Genomic DNA, 18,680 nt, shown 5'->3' with positions numbered 1-18,680 from the left:
TCAAGATAGCAAACGGCGGTTCCGGCGGCTAGCGCACCAGTGCGACGAGCTCGCGTTTGACGACCTTGCCGACGTCATTGCGGGGCAACTGCTCGACGAACACCACGCGCACCGGAACCCGGTAGGGCGTCAGGCGCTTGCGGCACCAGGCGATCAAGTCCTCTTCGGTCAGGCCGCCAGCGCAGACGACGAACGCCCATGGGACCTCGCCGAGGCGCTCATCGGGAACGCCGACCACCGCCGCCTCTCGCACACCGCCGGTTGCCAGCAGCACATCCTCGACGGTGCCGGGGAACACCTTCAGCCCGCCGCGATTGATCATGTCCGACACCCGCCCGTCGAGCCATAGGAAGCCGTCGTCGTCAAACCAGCCCAGGTCGCCGGTGTGAAACCAACCGTTGTCGGTCAGCCGGTCCAGGAACGCGGGATCGATCTTGCGTGCCGCCGTCGTCGGGGTGCGCACCATCACCTCGTCGTCGGCGATCATGACGTCGATACCGGGAAGCGGACGCCCGACAGAGCCGAGCTTGCTCTCACCCCACTCGCGCGCATCGGCGGCCGACCAGCCGACCACCTCACCTCCGAGTTCGGTTTGGCCGTAGGAGTTCAGCACGACCACACCGAACTTATCGCGGAACCGGGAGGCGTGAACGGGGGATAGCGGAGCGGTGATGGACCGCACGATCTTCAGCGGCGACAGGTCCGTGACCGACTCCTCATGCAACACCATGGTCAACGCCGCCGGCGGTAACACCGTGGACCGCAACTGGTGGCGCTTGACCAGCGCCGCGAAATCTGACGGCGAGAACCGGTCCATCAACACCACACCGGACCCGGCCCGAAATGCGAACAGCACCTGGTAAATCCCGGCCCACAGCGACAACGACAGCGGCACCAGATTGGGCATCGGGGGCCGGCTCGCACTTTTGGCGCCGCGAAGCTTGGCCAGCAGCCGGTCGATCAAATCGAGCACGGTGGCGTGGCGCAGCGGCACCGGCTTCGGCGCGCCGGTGGTTCCGGACGTGAACTGCAGCAGCGCGACGTCGGGATCGTAGCGCTTTGCGTCGGTGGGCGTTCCCGAGATCTGCGTTACCGACCAAGCCAACCGCGATCCGGTCACAACGGGCAATGCGTACGAGGAGAATCGTTGCGCCAGTTCTGGTGTGGTGATCACCACGGCCGGTTTGAGTGTTTCAAGCTGGGTCGCGACCTCGGCGTCGGCGGCCCTCGGGTTCAGCGGCGTGTACACCCCGCCTGCACGCCATGTGCCGAACAAGGCCGCGACCGTGGTGGCGTCGTTGGGCAGCATCGCCGCAACCACCTGACCGGTTGTCAGGCCGGCCTCGGCGAGGGTCGCGCTCAACTCAAACGCACTCGCGACGAGGTCATCACGGGACACGTCGGACGACACCGTGTGCACCGCGGTCTCGGGGAGATCATCGAGCAGGTCGGCCAGGCTCACGAGTCCGGCTCCAGCGGCAGCCAATTGGGGGTCCGTTTGTCGGCGAACGCTTGCGGGCCCTCGTTCTGGTCGGGGTGGCCCCACATCGACGTCAGGTGCTTGGCCCCCTCGCGGCACGCATCGGTCAGACCGTGCTCGAGCGCACCCCACAGCGCACGTTTAGTCGCGCGCATGGCCGCGGGCGAGTTCGCGGCGATCTTCTCTGCCAGTTCCTGCGCGGTGTCGCGCAGATCTTCGGGGGGATCGACGATCTGGCTGATCATGCCCAGCTGGTAGGCCCGCTGGGCATCGAGACGCTCATGGCTGCCGACGAGCGCCATCCGTAGCACCGCCTCGGCGGGCATCTTGCGCATCAGCGCGATGGTCTCCAACGCGCTGACCTGGCCGATGGATACGTGGGGGTCGACGAAGGTGGCGTCGGATGCCGCGATGACGATGTCGGCGTCGGCGACCCAGTGCAGGCCGCCGCCCGCGCACACCCCGTTGACGGCGGTGATGACGGGTTTTCCGACGTTGCAATGCCAGGCCGTCAACTTCAGGTCCAGCGTGCTCATGGCCTCTTGGAATTGCTGTATGCCGTCACCGTCGAGATCGTCGACGTCGGCTCCCACCTGGAAGGCTCTGCCGTTTCCGGTGTGCACGATCACGCGCACATCGGGGTCGGCGTCGAGTTCCGCCCAGGCCTCGGGAAACTCTTGGCGCATCACCGCGTCGTACGCGTTGAGGCGATCGGGCCGGTTGTTGATGATCCAGCCGACCGGGCCGCGGCGCTCGACGATCAGCCGCTGATAGGTCACGAAACCTCCACCGGGTCAAGCGGTTGCCAGCGTGCGGGGCGGTTCTCGCGCCACGCGCGTATCCCTTCGGCATGGTCGGGGTGATTGCGCAGACGCCAGATCTCCGCGGTCGCCGCGGATCTGGCTTCGGACAGGCCGACCTCCAGGCTGTGCCACAACGCCTTCTTGGTGGCGCGCATCGCGGTGGGTGAGTTGGTCGCGATGGCGGCGGCGAGCCGCCCGGCCGCCGTCTGTAGCTGATCGGCCGGAACGACCTGCGACACAATGCCCAGCTCGAAGGCACGTTGCGCGGAAATCCGTTCACCTTTGCCGCTCAGCGTCATTCGGTTGATCGCTTCCATCGGCGACTTACGCAGTAGCGTGATCGCCTCGTACGCGACGGCTTGACCGACCGACACATGCGGATCGACGAACGTCGCCTCCTCGGCGGCGAGAACGATGTCGGCGTCGGCGACCAGATGCAGGCCGCCGCCCGCGCACACCCCGTTGACCGCGGCGATAACCGGTTTCCACACATCACAGTGCCACGACGAGATCTTGAGTTCGGCGTCGCGGGTGCGCCGGGAGTGCCTCCGCATGGCCTGCTTGTCCCTGGCGACCTGCACCACATCCATCCCGGTGCAGAACGCCTTGCCGTTGGCGGTGTTGACGATGACATGCACGTCGGGGTCGGCGTTCAGCTGCGCCCACGCGGCCTCGAGTTCGTCGAGCATCAGCGCATCGAATGCGTTGCCGGCATCGGGCCGATTGAAGATGAGCCACCCGACGCCGTCCGATGTGTCGACGATCAATCGCTCATAAAAGGTCAAGAGCGCGGAATCTCCTTCCAGGGCTTGCCCTTCCACGGGTCCGGTTCCCTGGGCAGCCCGAGCACGCGTTCGCCGAGAATATTCTTGTTGATGTCGGTGGTGCCGCCCTCGGTGGCGTTGGCGAGGCTGCGCATCATGCCGTGCACCTCACGGGGCAGCGCATCCGGATCCTCGGATGCCGGCCATGCCACCGCGGCGGTACCCAGCAAGTCCACCATGAGGTCCTGGATCTGCTGGTTGAGCGTGGCCTGGTGGACTTTGCCGATGGAGGATGCCGCGCCGGGGGATTGGCCGGCCGAAAGGGCCGCGCGCACACGTGCGTTGGTCCAGCCGCGGATCTGCTCCTGCGCCCACAACCGCATCACCTTGCCGCGCACGACCGGATCGTTCCAGCGGCCGGTTTCCTGGGCGAGTGAGATCAACCGTTCGGCACTCGAGCCGCCGAGGCGGCCCATCCCGCCGGATCCCGAACCCGACACCATCTGTCGCTCGCTCGACAGGGTCGACGCGCTGACCCGCCAGCCGTCGTTGACATCGCCGACTCGGTGGAAATCGGGCACCCGGGCTCCGTCGAGGAAGACCTCGTTGAACTCGGCCTCGCCGGTGATCTGGCGCAGCGGGCGCACCTCGACTCCGGGTTGGTGCATATCGAGCAGAAAGTAGGTGATGCCTTGGTGTTTCGGCTGATCAGGATCGGTACGAGCGAGCAGGATCGCGAAGTCGGCTTCATCAGCCCAGGTGGTCCACACCTTCTGCCCGGAGATCACCCAGTCGCTGCCGTCGCGCACCGCGCGGGTGGCCAGCGACGCAAGGTCGGACCCGGCTCCCGGCTCGCTGAACAGCTGGCACCACTTCTCTTCGTTTCGCACGATGGGCGGTAGGAAGCGCCGCCGCTGCTCTTCGGTGCCGTGGCTGAACAGCGCCGCGGCGGCATTGTTGAGCCCCAGCGGGTTGAGCCGGGTCAATCGGAGCGGCCGCAACACCTCTTCAATGGCGCGGGCGACGTCATTGCCGATGCCGAGCCCGCCGTGTTCGGGAAGCCAGGTCGGCGCCACCAGTCCCGAGCGGGCGAACGTCGGATACCAGCCGCGGTAATCCTGCGGTGCGCGAACGCACCGCAGCGCGGCGGGCCCGTCGGCCGCGGCCGTTCGCCACGTAGCCGGCACCTCGGTCTCGACCCACTCCCGCACCACGCGGACCGCGTCGGCGGCGGAGGTTTCCAGGGTGATCGGCAACGGGCTCATCGTGAATCAACGGCCTTTGAACTCTGCGTCGCGCTTATCCCGGAAGGCGGCCAGGCCTTCCTTGAAATCCTCGCTGCGGCTGGACAGTTCGAGCGCCATCGCCTCGTTCTGAAGATGGCGGTCGAGATCGAGCCCGTTGCCGCTCTGCAGCAGCCACTTGGTGAGGCCCAAGGCCACCGTCGGCGCGCCGGCCAGCTGGTCGACGAGTTCGGCTGCGGCGGAGTCGAGGTCAAGCTCGGAACGAGCTCCGTGGATGATGCCCCACTCGGCGGCGGTGGTGCCGGACAATTCCTCGCCGAGCATCAGCAGCCGTCGGGTGTGCACCATCCCGATCAGCCGCGGCAGCAGCCAGGCCGCGCCGCTGTCAGGTGTGAAGCCGCGCGCCATGAACGGCTCCCAGAACCGGGCCTCCTCGGCCGCGATGCAGAAGTCCGACGCCAAGGCGATATGGAACCCCAGGCCGATCGCCCAGCCACGGACCACCGCGACGATCGGCACCTGGGTTTCGAGCAACAACGGAATCAGCCGGTTGGCCTTGTTGGGCAACCGGCGCTGCGTGCTTCCCACCCGGGGTTTGCGTTCGGACTTGGCGTTGTTGGCGACCAGATCCGAACCCGCGCAGAAGTCCGGACCTTCAGCGTCGATACGGATGACGCGCACCGATTCGTCGGTGGCCGCGGCGACGAGGTGGCCGATCATCGCATCCAGCATGGTGTCGTTGACGGCATTGCGTCTGTCGACGCGGTCCAAGGTCAGCCGCAGAGCCGGGCCGTCCAATTCGGCCCGAAGCCCGGGAACGCTCGCGTAGGCCATGGCAGCACTCACTGTTCGGCGAATCGGGCCGAGACGGCCGACAGCAGGTCGGACAGGTTCGTCGCCCCGCCCGGCGGATCGGGCAACCGGACGGGGCCACGCTCCCTGCTGGGCAGCAGGATCGTGGCGTGGCCCGGCGTGGTGACCTCGCCGCGGTGGTTGGTTGCCGCGAGGTCGACGTCGACTGCCGGTCGGTCGCCCTCGGCGAGGTACTTCCGCGTGATGACACCCGTGACGGTGTGCAGGTCGCCGACGTAGTTGAACAGCCGGAACTCGCAGCCCAGTTTCCACAGCCAGGCGTCGTCGCCCATCCAGTCGGTGCACAGATGGATGAGCCACGTTTCGCGCATCCGGCCGTAGTCGAACGTCGTTGGGTTGCCCGCATTTTGGGCGGCGTTCGGTTCCCAGTGCACGCGCTGCTGGACGTCGGGGACACCGTGCTCGTTCGGCGTGTAGAACCGGGGGATGCGTTGCCGGTTGCGCCACGCCAACCCCAGCGGCCGCACACCGTACATCCCGGTGCCCATGCCCACGTGCCAGCACACCATGTCGGTGACGGTGAGCGGACCCTTGGTGAGCGGGCCAATCTCGTCACCTTCGGCCACGTCCTCCCACCACCGCGGTTCGGCGCCCCTTGCGGCTTCGCGGGCGTAGCGCGCGTCGATCTCGGCGATCTCTTCGGCGGTCCACGTTTTGAGTTCGACGGCCTCGTACTTCTTGCGGCCCCTGGCCTTGCTGCGCTCGGTGCGGATCATGTTCCGGTACTGACCGCCGAGAATCACGCCCTCGTCGTCGCGGAACACCTGTGCCGACCATTCATGCACTGCGCGGGCGGCGAACTCGCTGCTCTTGTCCAGCGCGGCGACAACGGCGTTGCGCCGGAAGATCCGACGGTTCGCGCGCAGCGGTGCCCACCACTCTCGCGATGACCCGCCATAGAAGGCGTGCACACCGCGCAGCGGATCGCCCTTCGTCGCGGCGCGGTCTTGCGCGGAGAGTTCGGTGACCTCATCCTCACCGATCAGGGTGTCGCCGCCGACCAGCGCAGGCGGTGCGATCGGCTCACCCCACACCGACTTCGTCGCATACTCGGGATCCGACCACAGCGGGTTGGCATCACCGTAGCTTTCCGCGACGATCCGGAACGTGTCCTCGTTGGGGCGCCGGTAATGCGGCGGTTGGGGATGCGGAACGGCGATGCCGATGCTGGCGCGCAACCTCACCAGACCTTCATCGGTGATCTGGCCCGCTGCCGAGGACTGGGTCACGCATCGCCTCCTCAGTTCGGCCCATATCGCCCCGCGGACGCCGGCGGAAATTAAGATACCCGAAAAACGGAAACGTCGTTAACACAGGGGTGACCGAGTTGGTCGAAGAAGAATCAGGGATCCGAGTAGCCACCGGAACAGACGGTGTCTGCCGGATCACGATCGACCGGCCGGATGCTGCAAACACGTTGTCGCCGTTGGCTCGCGACGCGTTGACGCAAGCGTTCCTCGACGCCGGTGAGGATGCTTCGGCGCGTGCGGTGTTGTTGCGCGCCACCGGCGAACGACACTTCTGCTCGGGCGCCGGACTGGGGCCGCATTCGGAGCAACCGCCGCCCGAAAGGCGGCCCGGTGACATCGCCCGGATGCTGCAGAAGGGTTATCAACGACTGGTCGCCGCGGTGCTGGACTGTGACAAACCGGTCGTCGGCGCGGTCAAGGGCACGGCCGCGGGCGCCGGTGCCAGCTTGGTGCTGGCCTGCGATCTGGTGGTGATGTCCACAGAGGCCAAGCTGGTTCAGGCGTTCGTGCACCGCGGCATACTGCCGGACGCGGGCGCGACATACCTGCTGACCAGAATCGTGGGGCTGTGTAAGGCCACCGAACTGCTGATGCTCGGTGAACCGGTCGACGCGGCCACCTGTGAGCGCCTCGGCCTGGTCAACCGCGTGGTGGCACCGGACGAGACCGACGCGGCCGCTGAGGAACTGGTCGGACGGCTGGCCACCGGGCCCACCGTCACGTTGGCGCTGACCAAGCGTCTGCTGTCAGTGTCGTCGGAATCCGGCCGCGACCGCGCCTTCGAGCAGGAGGCCTGGGCGCAGGAGCTGGTGTCACGCACCGCCGATCTGCAGGAGGGGCTGAAATCGTTCGGCGAGCGTCGTCCCCCGCATTTCCAGGGCCGCTGACGGTCAGCGCGGTGCTGGGCCGCCGCGAATTATGAACGTTGTGCTGTCATCGATCTCATCGATGGCCGCGGCGACCGATTCCGCTGTGAGTTCCCGGTTCTCGATGCCTTCGGTGACACCGATGAACACCCGCGACACCTTGCCCGCCCCGACCGAATAAATGTGCGCGGTGCGGTCACAGTCGCGGTGCGACAGGTAGACCACCACCGGCGTGACGAGTTCGGGGTCCATCGTCTTGGCCGCCTCGCCCATGATGTCCTCCGTCATCCGGGTGCGTGCGATCGGCGCGATGGCGTTGACGGCGATGTTGTTGCGGGCACCCTCGATCGCCAGGACGTGCATCATCCCGACCAGGCCCATCTTCGCGGCGCCGTAGTTTGTCTGCCCGAAGTTGCCGAACAGCCCCGTCCCCGAGGTGGTTTGGACGATCCGCCCGTAATTCTGCTTGCGCATAATGGGCCACGCGGCGCGGGTGACGTTGAACGCGCCGGTCAGGTGCACCGAGATCACCGCGTCGACCTGCTCGGCGGTCATGTTCTTGAATGCGGCGTCGCGCAGGATGCCGGCGTTGTTGACGAGAATGTCGAGGCGGCCGAAGGCATCCATCGCGGCGGTGACGATCGCGGCACCGCCTTCCTCGGTCGCCACGGAGTCGCCGTTGGCGATCGCGGTCCCGCCGGCGGCGGTGATTTCGTCGACCACCGCCTGCGCGGCCGAGATCGAGGCACCGCTGCCGTCGACGGCGCTGCCGAGGTCATTGACGACGACGCGGGCGCCACGGCGGGCGAGTTCGAGTGCGTGACAGCGACCGAGCCCGCCGCCCGCACCCGTGACGACGGCTACCCGATCCTCGAAAGTCAATTGCGGCATGGGTGAGAGGTTACATTTACGTTGTAGAGAATTGATATTTGCATCGAAGGGACGCCATGGATGGGGCTACCGGGTTGCTGCGCCACGCGCGGCGGCGAGCGGAGACGCTGCGGTCCGGCTACCGTGCCGCCGGTTTCTGGTCGGACCGGCCACTCGACGTCGTACGTCTGGCAGCCGAGCGGAATCCGACCAGCTCGGCGCTCGTCACCCGAGACATCGAGCTGACCTACGCCGACCTCGACGAGCGGGTCGATCGCGCATCACAGGCACTGCTGGCGGCCGGCGTCGGCGCCGCAACGCCGGTAGTGGTCGTGGCCGGCAACGACACCGGGTCGGTCGTCGCCGTACACGCCGTTCTCCGCATCGACGCGGTGGTTCTGCTGGTACCGCGCAGCGCGGGGCCGGCGCAGGTTGCCGACATCGTCGCGCGCACCGGCGCCGAGTACGGGGTCGCTTCCGACTGGCCGCCCGCCGCCGAACCGCCGTTGGGCGACGCCTGCCGCTGGATCGACCTGAACCAGACGTCGGGTACCCCGGTGCGGGCTCGCCCGATGCGGCCGGCCGACGAGGCCTCCGTCGTCCTGTACACATCGGGCACCACCTCCCGCCCCAAGGGCGTCATCCATTCCCTGTGCACGCTTGCCAAGGCGTCGGCGAACTACATTGCGGCGGCGGGCCTCAGCGTCGACGACCGCATCTTCCTCATCAGCCCGCTCGCCTCGGTCACCGGTGTGCTGCAGGCCCTGTTCATCGGGCCGATGCTCACCGCGCCGGTGGTACTCGAGGACCGTTGGGACCCGGCGGCCACCTGCGATCTCCTGCTGACCTCCGGGGCGACGTGGTACGGCGGCCCGGACCGGTTGCTCGACCGGCTACTCGACGAGGCGCTCGCCCGGGATCAGGCGGTGCCGCTGCGGGCGGTGTACCTCGGCGGCACGATGCTCGACCGGCGCATCGTCGAACGGGTCGAGGACGAATTCGGCATCGTCGTCATGCGGGCATACGGCTCCTCAGAGGTGCCGGTCAGCACATCGGGGCTGCGAACCGAGTCCAGGGCGGTGCGCCACGCCGATGACGGTGTGGCACTGCAGGATGTCGAGATTCGAGTGGGTTCGGTGGGTGATCCGAGTGAGTGCTGCATCAAGGGCCCACACACCTTCCTCGGCTACACGGACATCGATGACGACGTCGACGCGTTCGACGGGGACTGGTTTCGCACCGGCGACGTCGCGGAGGTCAGCGAGAACCGAGTGCGCGTCACCGGACGGCTCAAGGACATCGTGATCCGCAACGGCATGAAGATCCCCACGGCGGAGGTCGAGGAGGCGGTGGGCGGGATCGCGGGTGTACGCGAGTGCGCCGCGTATTCCGTGGCCGACGCGACGACGGGTGAGCGAGTTGCGGTGGCGTTGGTGCTCGACGACCGGGTCGAGTTATCGGTTGCCGACGTTGCCGAGGCGTTGGTCGCTGCGGGGCTGCCGAAGTACAAGCTGCCCGAGGAGTTGGTGTTCTGGGACGAGCCGTTACCGCTGAACGCCAACGGCAAGGTGCCACGCAACACGCTGGAGGCGCGGTCGGTGGGTCGGCCGCGGGCACTTGCCGACCGCCTGCGGTGACACCTCGCGGCGGTGGTCGGCGTCAGCCGGGCCGAAAGACCGGCACGACGAACTCGTCGTCGTCCACACGAAAGTCGACGACGAGAGTCATTCCAGCGCCCAGGTCTTCGGCCGGGCAGTCGGTGATCATCGTCATGAGCCGGGGACCTTCCTCGAGGTCGACCATCGCGACGATGTAGGGCAGCCACGCGTCGAAAGGCGCGGCGTTCTGGTGAATCACGCTCCACGTGTAGAGGCGGGCCCGCCCGCTCGCGGGCACCAGAGACACGTCTTCGCTCCAGCAGTGCGGACAGAACGGGCGGACGTACAAGGAGTTTCGGCAACACGAGCCGCACCGGTTGAGCATCAGGGTGCGGTCCTGAACCGCCGCCCACCAGGCCTCGCTGTCGCTGTCGACGGTGGGTCGCGCCGCCATCACTGCCTCCCGAGAATCATCGTCGCGCTGTGGCTGAAGAAACCACCCATCGCGTGCACACACGCCAGGCGGGCGTCGTCGACCTGGCGCTCACCGCATTCCCCCCGCAGTTGCCGAACCGCCTCGACCATCAGGAACATCCCGCGCATCCCCGGGTGACACGACGCCAGCCCGCCGCCGTCGGTGTTCGTCGGCAGCGCCCCGCCGGGACGCAGCACACCGGAGCCGATGAACGGCCCGCCCTCACCCTTGGCGCAGAACCCGAGATCCTCCACGGTGAGCAGCACCGTCGAGGTGAACGAGTCGTAGAGCTGACACACGTCGATGTCGGCCGGCGTCACCCCGGCTTGCGCGAAGGCACGCGGACCCGACTGTGCCGCAGGTGATGTCGTGAAGTCGGACCATTCGCTCATGCTGACATGTGATGCCGCGTCGACGGCGCCCAGGATCCAGACCGGTTCCTTGGCGCAGTTCTTCGCCACCCGCTCGCTGGCGAGCACGACCGCGCCGCCGCCGTCGGTGCGCAGGCACACGTGCTTGGAGGTGAACGGGTCGGCGAGCATCGGCGCCGAAGCGACGTCGGCGACGGTAATGCGCTCGCGGTCAAAGGCGTTCTCGTTCAGGGCCGCCCACTCGTGCGCGGCGACAGCGACCTCGGCCAGTTGCTCTGTGGTGGTTCCGTACTCGATCATGTGGCGCCTGGCGGCCATGGCGTACTTGGCGATCAGCGTTGCGCCGTAGGGCGCTTCGTATTGCATGGCGCCGCCGGTGCCCAGCGCCGCTGCCGGGGCCCGCGTCCGGCGCTTGACGTCGGAGCGAGCGGTGGACCCGTAGGTGAGGAGGGCCACGTCGATCTCGCCCGCCGCGATCACCGACGCGGCGTGGCCGGCCATCACCTCCCACGACGATCCGCCGACGTTGGTGGCATCGACCCACACCGGGCGTAGGCCCAGGTACTCGCTCACCTCGATCGGGGGTAGCAACGTCCCGTGTCCGCCGAAGCCGTCGATGTCGTCCTTTGTCAGGCCTGCGTCGTCGATGGCGCGTCGGGCGGCTTGACCCATCAGAGCCATCGCCGTCTTGTCAGGGACCCGTCCACAATCGGAGAGTGCGGCGCCGACCACCGCGACCCGGTTCTGGGGCATAGGTAATGGGTACCACACCGATAACGGCGTTTACGACATGATGGAATCCGCGTTCTCAGTCGGCTACCGTGAGTGCGTGCCGGAACCGCTGCGAGACGCCCTGCGGGGTGATCGTCTGGTCTTGTGCCTGGCGCTGTTGAACGCCCGCACGCCCGACGTCCCCGCCGTTGCGGCGGCCTGTGGCTACGACGCCGTCTACGTCGACATGGAGCACACGTCGTGCTCGCTCGAGACTGCCGAAATGCTCTGTGTGACCGCCGTGGGTGCCGGCATCTCCGCGCTGGTACGGGTGCCGTCGCACCAACCCAGCACCATCGCCCGTGTCCTCGACGGCGGGGCGGTCGGAGTGATTGTGCCCCATGTGAACTCACCGGAACAGGCGCAGGCGGTAGTGGATGCCGCCCGGTTCCCCCCGGTCGGGCACCGGTCCATCTCGGGACCGAACGCGGTGAGCGGATACGATCCGCGGCCTGCAACCGAACTCACCGATGTGCTCGAACGTCGCACGGTGGTGGCGGTGATGATCGAGACACCCGATGCGGTCGCGTCGTGCGACCGGATCGCCGCGGTCGACGGGGTAGACATGTTGCTTCTAGGGCCCAGCGATCTCACCGCCGAGATGGGCATCCACGGCCAATATGAGAATGAGCATTTCCACCGTGCAGTAGACTCGGTCGCAGCGGCCTGTCGTGCGCACGGTGTGGCGCTGGGAGTGGCTGGGATCAAATCCCTTGACCTGCTGAGACGCTTTGCAGGGCTGGGGTTGCGATTCGTTTCGGCGGGAACCGACGTCGGGATGATGACCGAGGCCGCCACTGCCCGCGCACACGCTCTGCGTGAGCTGGATGGGCAGGTCCGGTAACGACACAGGAGGTCCGATGCCCACCGCGATCTACACCGAGCAAGTCACCGACCCGATGGCGTGGACCGGCGCCGACTTCAAAAGCAAGGAAGATTTCGCCTTCGACTTGTCGTCGCGCAACGTGGCCGCGCTGGAGTCCATTCTGGCCAAGACCGCGCACAAGGACCGCGACGACATCACCCCGCAGGACGCCCGGCATCCCGATCTCGACGACGATCTGGCCCGGCTCTACCGCGATCTGATGTTCGGCAAGGGCCTGGCATGCGTGCGCGGGTTTCCCGTCGAGCAGCACTCCATCGAGGACCTCGAACGCATCTACTGGGCGTTCTGCACACACCTGGGCTACCTCGTGTCCAACAACTCCTTCGGCCATCGCATGGTGCGGGTCCAGGAGGAGGTGCTGCCCAACGGGGTACAACCGGCCCGCGGCACGAAGTCACGCGCCGAACTGGCCATGCACAACGACGCCGCAGACATCCTGTCGCTGCTGTGTGTGTATCCGGCTGCACAAGGTGGCGAGAGCCAGTTCGCCAGCGGACCCGCCGCGCACAACCGGATCCTGCTGGAGCGACCCGACCTACTGCCGGTGCTCTACCAGGGCTTCCCGCACCACCGTCGTAGCGAACAACCCGACGACCAACCGGACGTCACCCCCTACGACGTGCCGGTCTTCTCCCAGATCGACGGGCGCATCTGCATCAACTTCACCTACAGCAGCATCCTGCCCGCCATGCACGCACTGGGCCGGGAGTTCACCCCCGAACAGAACGAGGCCATTGAGCTGTTGCGCACGATCCTCGTCGAACAGCAGGTCGAGTTCCGCCTGGAGTCCGGTGAGGCCGCGGTCGCCAACAACTTCGCGATGTGCCACTCCCGCTCGGACTTCGTCAGCAGCACCGATCCGAAGAAGGCCCGCTGCTTTCTGCGGGCGTGGATGGAGGTGCCGCGCGAGGACCGCCGCCTGCCCGTCGGGCGCGAGTACTTCCACATGGAGAACAAGGACCTCCGGTTGGGCTATGACCCCGTCGCGGGGCGCGACGGGGCGATCGCACGCAACGACTACAAGAACGTCGACGCCGAGTTGGCCGAAATGTTCAGGGCGGCGCAAGCGAAACCCAAGATCCAGCGATGAAACTTCGCCCGCGACTGGTCTACGAGAGATGGACCGATCCGGCCGCCGGAGACATTCTTGCCCAAAGCGACATCGACGTCGTGAAACTCGATCTCAGTGCGCCCGAACAAAGTTGGGCGGCACTGGAAACCGCACACGGATACCAGGTCGCCACCCGCACCGACGTCGCTACTGCCTCCGACGGTGCGCAGTGGCTGGCCGGGAAGGCGCTGGTGAACCGTTGTCGCCAGCTCCTTGCCGTGTGCTCGGCGGGCGCCGGCTACGACGTGATCGACGTCGAGGCATGTACCCGCGCGGGTGTCGCGGTGTGCAACAACTCCGGTCCCGGCGCCGAGGCGGTGGCCGAACACGCGCTGGGCATGATGCTCGACCTGGCCAAGAAGATCACCGCGGCCGACCGGGCGCTGCGCAGCGCTGCGCTCGGTGATCGGTTGGCGCTGCGGGGCACGCAGCTGTTCGGCAAGACCCTCGGCGTGATCGGCCTTGGTGCCATCGGTGGCCGGCTCGTTCAGTTGTGCGCACCGTTGAAGATGGAGGTTCTGGTCTTCGATCCCTACGTCGACGAAGTGACCGCCCGCGCCAGGGGCGTGGCGTTGGTCGGACTGGACGAACTGGTCGAACGTTCGGACTTCGTGCAGGTCACCTGCCCGTTGACCGCGGAAACACGAGGGTTGTTCGGCGTCAAGCAGTTCGCCGCGATGAAGCCGTCGGCGTACTTCATCACCACCGCACGCGGTCCGGTGCACGACGAAGCCGCCCTGCACGACGCCCTGGTCAGCGGAACCATCGCCGGGGCGGGCCTCGACGTGTTCCACGACGAGCCACCGAGGCAGGACAACGTGCTGTTGCGGCTCGACAACGTGGTCGCCACTCCGCACATCGCAGGCATCACCGTCGAGGCGGTTCGCGATATCGCGGTCGCGACCGCCACGCAGTGGCAGGTGATCTTTGGCGGGCAGATGCCGCCGCGGCTGCTCAACCCGGAAGTGTGGCCGCACTATTGCGATCGTTTCCATGAGATCTTGGGCGTGCATCCGATCGCCCGCGACACCGCAGCTGTGGAGTGAGATGACAGATTACGACACCATCACGTTCGAGGTCTCCGGTCACACCGCGTGTGTGACCCTGAATCGGCCCGACGTGCTCAACGCGATCAACGACGAGATGATCGCCGAGCTCGCCGAGGTGTATACCGAAATTGAACGCTCGCAAGATATCTGGACTGTCATCGTGACGGGTGCCGGGCGCGCGCTGTGTGTCGGGGCGGACGTCAACAAGGCCGCAGATCACGATATGGAGAACGCACCCGGAATCGACAACCAGGGCGAACCGGTCCTGAGCTCGATGCGGCAGTGGGACGCACCGCAGGAAGCGACGCCGCCGTGGCTGCAGATGACCAAGCCGATCATCTGTGCGGTCAACGGCATCGCCTGCGGGGCGGGCATGGACCTCGTCACGACCGCCGATATCACGATCGCCTCCGAGCGCGCGACGTTGATGGACCCGCATGTCAGCATCGGGGTCGCCTCCGGGCGGGAAGGGGTCAGGTTGGCCCGGATCCTGCCGTTGCCCGTGGCCATGCGGCTGATCCTGATGGGCAGGCACGAACAACTCGACGCGCAGCGCGCATACGACCTCGGCGTCTTCACCGAAGTAGTGCCCCACGACAGCCTCATGGACCGGGCGTGGGAGATCGCCGAAATCGTCAATTCGAATGCGCCACTCGCGGTCCGGGGTTCGCGTATGGCGGTGCGCAAGGGGCTGACGCTTCCGATCTATGAGGCTGAACTGCTCGCCGAGAACTACCGGATGAAGGTGGCCCTGACCAAGGACGCCATCGAAGGACCGCGCGCGTTCCTCGAGAAGCGCAAACCGGAGTGGAAAGCCCTCTGACAGCCCGCGCGAGCAGACGCAGAAGCCCCCAATTCCGCGGGCTTTAGGGGCTTTTCGCGTCTGCTCGCGGGAGGAAAATGGGGGGCCCTACACCATCCCGAAGAACGTCTTGGCGTTGGTGGACAACACCTTTCGCTTCGTCGCCTCATCCAGGCCCTCGGTCGCCTTGTTGGCGACTTCCGTGCTGTGCGGCCAGTTGGTGTCGTTGTGCGGGTAGTCGGTCTCGAACATGAGCTGATCGGGGCCGACGAGATCGAGGATGCGGAACGCGACCGGGTCGCCGAAGGTGGAAAACCACACCCGCCCGGGCACCTGGGTGCTGGGCGGTTCGGTCAGCAGCGGGTGGATGCCGCCCCACGCCCGCCGGTCCTCCCAGACCTCGTCGACGCGTTGCAGGTAGTAGGGGATCCAACCGGCCTGCGCCTCGGCGAAGGCGATCTTGAGGTTGGGGAACTGTTTGAGCTTTGCCGAGAACAACCAGTCGACGAGCGCGATCGTGCAGTTGACCGCCATCAACGCGCTGGTGACCACGTGGGGCGCATCCGGAGAGGACTTCGTCAGCGACGAACTCGACCCGATGTGCAGCATGATCCCGACGTCGTTGTGCTCACACGCGGCGAAGAACGGGTCCCAGTAGCCGCTGTGGATCGAGGGCAGGTCCAACCGTGCGGGCAGCTCCGAAAAGCACACGGCGGGCATGCCTTTGGCGGCGACCCGTTCGACCTCCTTGGTCGCGAGGTCGACGTCCCATAGGGGGATGATGCCGAGCGGAATCAGTCGGCCGTTCGAACTGCCGCCCCATTCGTCGATCTGGAAGTCGTTGTAGGCCTGCACGCAGAGCAACGCGAGGTCCTTGTCCTTGGCGTAGAGGAAGCGCTGACCGCAGAAGCGGACAAGGGTATTGGGGAAGCACGCCGAGGCCTCGATACCGGCGATGTCCATGTCGGCGAGGCGGTCCGCCGGGCGGTAACAGCCGGGCCGCATGTCGTCGAAGGTGATCGGGTCGGTGCTGAGCTCGTCGAGTTCATAACCCGCAGCCGCGCTGATGAGCGGGATCGGGATGACCGCGTCCTCGTAGTGCCAGATGTCGGCGTCGCGACCGTCCTCGTCCTCGACGAACACGACGTCGGAAGTGACGGTGGGGTCCATGCGCCCCCGCTTGCGGATGATCCGCGGCCCGATGTCGCGGTAGCGCTCGGGTAGCCGGCTGGTCCACAGATCGGCCGGCTCCACGAGGTGGTCATCGGGCGAGACGATCAGGATATCTGCGGTCAACGCTGTACTCCTTCGGCGACGGCCGGCAACGCACGTGCGAAACGCATGTTCCCACAATCGAGAATCATCGTTTCCAGAGTACCGCACGGGTGATGGGGCGAGGCAGCTGACGTGAATCGTGCAGGGAACGCGTATTCTCAAGGCATCATGACTACCAAGAAACGCGCTGCCCGCGCCTCGGACGTCGATCTTGAACTCGTCGACATCGAGACGGACGCTGAAGCACCCAGCAGTTGGCAGGAACGCACCATCGAGCGGCGACTCAGCCAGGCACGCGCGCGTGCGCTGGCCCGTAGCTCGCGCTTCTTGGCCACGGCGCTGGAACTCGTCGAGGAATCCGGTCGCGCTGATTTCACGATCCAGACGCTCATCGACCGGTCGAACTTGAGCCTGCGAGCGTTCTACCAGCATTTCGCGGGCAAGGAAGAGCTGTTGTTGGCGCTCTACGAGAACGCCACCAGCCAGTTCATCGAAGCGATCCGCCACGAGGTGGCGGCCGCCGACGGCCCGATGGCACAGCTCGAGGCGTTCTGCCGGGGCTTTCTCTCGCGGGCCGAGTCGTCCGAAGCCATCGGCGGGCGGGTGATGACGATTTACAACCTGAGTCTGGAGATCGAGCGGCCCGCCGATTTCGCCAAGATCTGGGAGCCACACCAGAAGCTGCTCACCAAGATCCTCACGGCCTGCTCGCGCGCCGGGCTGGTGCGCAAGGATATGACCCCGGCACAGTTGACGACCCTGCTGAACTCGACGCTGATCGCGCTCGCCCAGATCGGGGTTTTTCATATGGGCGGTAAGGGCACCGAACTCACCGAGGACCAGCTGTGGGCCTGGTGCCTGCAAGCGCTGACGCCGCCCGCGAGCAGCCCCAAGAAGGCCGTCACCGCCAAGTCCACGACGCGGCGGCGCAGCACCCGCAAGCCCAAAGATCTAACGGGGTAGGCCCAGCCCGCGTTGGGCGATGATGCTGCGTTGCACCTCGCTGGTGCCGGCGTAGATCGTCGTCCCCAGCGAGAACCGCATCAGGTGCTCGAACCGGCCCTGTTCGGGCGCGGTCGGTTCGAGATAGGACCGCATCGCATCGGGTCCGACCAGCTCCACGATGTCCTGGCTCGCGCGCACCAGGGCCTCGGTGGAGTAGAGCTTCGACATCGGGCCCTCGGCGACCGGGGATTGACCGTTCTCGGCCATCCACACACATCTTCGCTGCAGCAGCATCGCCACTTCGAGCTCCATCGCGACCCGCGCGATGCGCCGCCGCACATCGGGTTTCGCGAGCGGAGGAGCTCCGTCGGGTGCCGACTTGGCCGATGCCCACGCCTCGGCGTGGTGTAGCAGACGCGCGATATGTGGTCCCCATCCGGACGCATGCTCATCCTGCAGCGACAGCCCCAGCACCTGCCAGCCGGCATCAACATCGCCGATCCGCCACTCGTCGCCGATGCGCACATCGCTGTAGAAGGTGATGTTCGTGCGCTCACCCGACAGCGTCCAGACCGCCTGGGCTTCGACGCCCTCGGAGTCAAGCGGAACGAGAAACATGGTGAGGCCCTTGTGCTTCGGCTTCTCCGGGCTGGTGCGGGCCAGCAGGAAGACGTAGTCGGCGATGTGGCCGTTTGTCGTGAACATCTTGGAGCCGTTGATGACCCACGCGTCACCTTCACGCACCGCCCTGGTGGTCGCCGCGGCGACATCCGAGCCACACTCGGGTTCGGTGAAGCCGAGCGCGATCGTGACGTCACCCCGCAACGCACCACCCAGGATGCGCTCCTTCATCGCAGGCGTGCCGATCTCGCGGATGATCGTTGCGACCATGCGCGTGGTCTCCGACAGGTACACGGGCGCATCGGTGCGCATCAGTTCTTCGTTGAGCGCCTGCTCATCCCAGGCGTTACGGTCTTGTCCACCGAGTTCGACGGGCCAACTCGGCGCGAAGAAGCCGTTGTCGACCAAGCCCCTGGCGAAGTCGTCGTCGTGGGCGACGCCGCTGCGGTAGATCCGCTCCTCGAACTCCGGCGTCAGCACATCGTCGAGATACGCGCGTACCTCTTCCCGAAACGCCTCGGTCGCGCTGTCGGGCTGAAAGTGCATGAGCGGGAACCAATCTGTCGGTGATGCCAGGGGCCGAGGTAGCCGATAATGTTACTCTCAAAACTGAGAGTATCCATATT

Annotated in this window: 18 protein-coding genes; 7 read left to right on the top strand and 11 right to left on the bottom strand. The window is 66.5% G+C overall.

Translation table 11 applies throughout. The features are described 5' to 3' along the window. Positions 1 to 28: 28 nt before the first annotated feature. Genes ABQE93_RS02245 through ABQE93_RS02220 form a run of 6 tightly spaced genes read right to left on the bottom strand, consistent with a single transcriptional unit; the run spans position 29 to position 6,393 of the window. On the bottom strand, positions 29 to 1,462 hold the full coding sequence (locus tag ABQE93_RS02245) for a class I adenylate-forming enzyme family protein (RefSeq protein WP_448405637.1): 1,434 nt from the start codon (positions 1,460 to 1,462) through the stop codon (positions 29 to 31). Then, positions 1,459 to 2,259, bottom strand: coding sequence for an enoyl-CoA hydratase/isomerase family protein (locus ABQE93_RS02240; protein ID WP_448405636.1), 801 nt, complete (start codon positions 2,257 to 2,259; stop codon positions 1,459 to 1,461). Before ABQE93_RS02240 ends, ABQE93_RS02245 begins: the two co-directional genes overlap by 4 nt. Next, positions 2,256 to 3,068, bottom strand: coding sequence for an enoyl-CoA hydratase/isomerase family protein (locus ABQE93_RS02235; RefSeq protein ID WP_448405635.1), 813 nt, complete (start codon positions 3,066 to 3,068; stop codon positions 2,256 to 2,258). Before ABQE93_RS02235 ends, ABQE93_RS02240 begins: the two co-directional genes overlap by 4 nt. Then, entirely contained in the window at positions 3,065 to 4,312 is a 1,248-nt protein-coding gene (locus ABQE93_RS02230; protein ID WP_448405634.1) for an acyl-CoA dehydrogenase family protein, read from the bottom strand. The genes ABQE93_RS02235 and ABQE93_RS02230 overlap by 4 nt, the downstream gene beginning before the upstream one ends. A 6-nt stretch (positions 4,313 to 4,318) precedes the next feature. Continuing rightward, positions 4,319 to 5,125, bottom strand: coding sequence for an enoyl-CoA hydratase/isomerase family protein (locus tag ABQE93_RS02225; protein ID WP_448405633.1), 807 nt, complete (start codon positions 5,123 to 5,125; stop codon positions 4,319 to 4,321). An 8-nt stretch (positions 5,126 to 5,133) separates the two neighbouring features. Then, complete coding sequence (locus ABQE93_RS02220) at positions 5,134 to 6,393, bottom strand: hypothetical protein (RefSeq protein WP_448405632.1); 1,260 nt, start codon at positions 6,391 to 6,393, stop codon at positions 5,134 to 5,136. Between the two features lie 89 nt (positions 6,394 to 6,482). Here ABQE93_RS02220 and ABQE93_RS02215 point away from each other — a divergent pair, with 89 nt between their 5' ends. Then, positions 6,483 to 7,301 carry an enoyl-CoA hydratase/isomerase family protein gene (locus tag ABQE93_RS02215; RefSeq protein ID WP_448405631.1) on the top strand — a complete coding sequence of 273 codons (819 nt, stop codon included), beginning with the start codon at positions 6,483 to 6,485 and terminating at the stop codon, positions 7,299 to 7,301. Positions 7,302 to 7,304: 3 nt separating this feature from the next. On the opposite strand, the gene ABQE93_RS02210 is transcribed toward ABQE93_RS02215, so the two are convergent. Continuing rightward, positions 7,305 to 8,171: an SDR family oxidoreductase gene (locus ABQE93_RS02210; RefSeq protein ID WP_448405630.1), complete on the bottom strand. Its 867-nt coding sequence runs from the start codon at positions 8,169 to 8,171 to the stop codon at positions 7,305 to 7,307. 56 nt (positions 8,172 to 8,227) lie between these two features. On the opposite strand from ABQE93_RS02210, the gene ABQE93_RS02205 reads away from it, so the two are divergent. Continuing rightward, entirely contained in the window at positions 8,228 to 9,787 is a 1,560-nt protein-coding gene (locus ABQE93_RS02205) for a class I adenylate-forming enzyme family protein (RefSeq protein ID WP_448405629.1), read from the top strand. Between the two features lie 22 nt (positions 9,788 to 9,809). Here the strand turns inward: ABQE93_RS02205 and ABQE93_RS02200 are convergent, their stop codons facing one another. After that, the gene (locus tag ABQE93_RS02200; protein ID WP_448405628.1) at positions 9,810 to 10,202 is read right to left on the bottom strand and encodes a Zn-ribbon domain-containing OB-fold protein; all 393 of its coding nucleotides are present in this window, start codon (positions 10,200 to 10,202) and stop codon (positions 9,810 to 9,812) included. Further along, positions 10,202 to 11,347 carry an acetyl-CoA acetyltransferase gene (locus ABQE93_RS02195; protein WP_448405627.1) on the bottom strand — a complete coding sequence of 382 codons (1,146 nt, stop codon included), beginning with the start codon at positions 11,345 to 11,347 and terminating at the stop codon, positions 10,202 to 10,204. Before ABQE93_RS02195 ends, ABQE93_RS02200 begins: the two co-directional genes overlap by 1 nt. A gap of 40 nt (positions 11,348 to 11,387) precedes the next feature. Here ABQE93_RS02195 and ABQE93_RS02190 point away from each other — a divergent pair, with 40 nt between their 5' ends. Genes ABQE93_RS02190 through ABQE93_RS02175 form a run of 4 tightly spaced genes read left to right on the top strand, consistent with a single transcriptional unit; the run spans position 11,388 to position 15,234 of the window. Continuing rightward, on the top strand, positions 11,388 to 12,209 hold the full coding sequence (locus tag ABQE93_RS02190) for an HpcH/HpaI aldolase family protein (protein WP_448406490.1): 822 nt from the start codon (positions 11,388 to 11,390) through the stop codon (positions 12,207 to 12,209). A gap of 16 nt (positions 12,210 to 12,225) precedes the next feature. Next, a complete protein-coding gene (locus tag ABQE93_RS02185) occupies positions 12,226 to 13,341 on the top strand; it encodes a TauD/TfdA family dioxygenase (protein WP_448405626.1) in 1,116 nt (371 codons plus the stop codon). After that, positions 13,338 to 14,408, top strand: a complete 1,071-nt coding sequence (locus ABQE93_RS02180) for a hydroxyacid dehydrogenase (protein ID WP_448405625.1) — start codon at positions 13,338 to 13,340, stop codon at positions 14,406 to 14,408. Before ABQE93_RS02185 ends, ABQE93_RS02180 begins: the two co-directional genes overlap by 4 nt. Before the next feature lies 1 nt (position 14,409). Then, complete coding sequence (locus tag ABQE93_RS02175) at positions 14,410 to 15,234, top strand: enoyl-CoA hydratase/isomerase family protein (protein WP_448405624.1); 825 nt, start codon at positions 14,410 to 14,412, stop codon at positions 15,232 to 15,234. Between the two features lie 87 nt (positions 15,235 to 15,321). Here the strand turns inward: ABQE93_RS02175 and ABQE93_RS02170 are convergent, their stop codons facing one another. Next, complete coding sequence (locus ABQE93_RS02170) at positions 15,322 to 16,509, bottom strand: amidohydrolase family protein (protein ID WP_448405623.1); 1,188 nt, start codon at positions 16,507 to 16,509, stop codon at positions 15,322 to 15,324. A 147-nt stretch (positions 16,510 to 16,656) separates the two neighbouring features. On the opposite strand from ABQE93_RS02170, the gene ABQE93_RS02165 reads away from it, so the two are divergent. Continuing rightward, positions 16,657 to 17,451: a TetR/AcrR family transcriptional regulator gene (locus ABQE93_RS02165; RefSeq protein WP_448405622.1), complete on the top strand. Its 795-nt coding sequence runs from the start codon at positions 16,657 to 16,659 to the stop codon at positions 17,449 to 17,451. Here the strand turns inward: ABQE93_RS02165 and ABQE93_RS02160 are convergent. Further along, on the bottom strand, positions 17,440 to 18,600 hold the full coding sequence (locus ABQE93_RS02160; RefSeq protein WP_448405621.1) for an acyl-CoA dehydrogenase family protein: 1,161 nt from the start codon (positions 18,598 to 18,600) through the stop codon (positions 17,440 to 17,442). The two genes, ABQE93_RS02165 and ABQE93_RS02160, sit on opposite strands and share 12 nt — an antisense overlap. Positions 18,601 to 18,680 lie beyond the last annotated feature (80 nt).

It is taken from the genome of Mycolicibacterium sp. XJ662, from assembly GCF_053484035.1.
Note: the sequence above shows the minus strand (reverse complement) of the source record. Positions and strands in the feature narration are given on the sequence as shown.

Coding starts and splice junctions, on each gene's coding strand:
- ABQE93_RS02180 (WP_448405625.1), top strand. CDS start 13,338: ATGAAACTTCGCCCGCGACTGGTCTACGAGAGATGGACCGATCCGGCC.
- ABQE93_RS02210 (WP_448405630.1), bottom strand. CDS start 8,171: ATGCCGCAATTGACTTTCGAGGATCGGGTAGCCGTCGTCACGGGTGCG.
- ABQE93_RS02230 (WP_448405634.1), bottom strand. CDS start 4,312: ATGAGCCCGTTGCCGATCACCCTGGAAACCTCCGCCGCCGACGCGGTC.
- ABQE93_RS02185 (WP_448405626.1), top strand. CDS start 12,226: ATGCCCACCGCGATCTACACCGAGCAAGTCACCGACCCGATGGCGTGG.
- ABQE93_RS02195 (WP_448405627.1), bottom strand. CDS start 11,347: ATGCCCCAGAACCGGGTCGCGGTGGTCGGCGCCGCACTCTCCGATTGT.
- ABQE93_RS02190 (WP_448406490.1), top strand. CDS start 11,388: ATGGAATCCGCGTTCTCAGTCGGCTACCGTGAGTGCGTGCCGGAACCG.
- ABQE93_RS02165 (WP_448405622.1), top strand. CDS start 16,657: ATGACTACCAAGAAACGCGCTGCCCGCGCCTCGGACGTCGATCTTGAA.
- ABQE93_RS02175 (WP_448405624.1), top strand. CDS start 14,410: ATGACAGATTACGACACCATCACGTTCGAGGTCTCCGGTCACACCGCG.
- ABQE93_RS02205 (WP_448405629.1), top strand. CDS start 8,228: ATGGATGGGGCTACCGGGTTGCTGCGCCACGCGCGGCGGCGAGCGGAG.
- ABQE93_RS02160 (WP_448405621.1), bottom strand. CDS start 18,600: ATGCACTTTCAGCCCGACAGCGCGACCGAGGCGTTTCGGGAAGAGGTA.
- ABQE93_RS02200 (WP_448405628.1), bottom strand. CDS start 10,202: ATGGCGGCGCGACCCACCGTCGACAGCGACAGCGAGGCCTGGTGGGCG.
- ABQE93_RS02225 (WP_448405633.1), bottom strand. CDS start 5,125: ATGGCCTACGCGAGCGTTCCCGGGCTTCGGGCCGAATTGGACGGCCCG.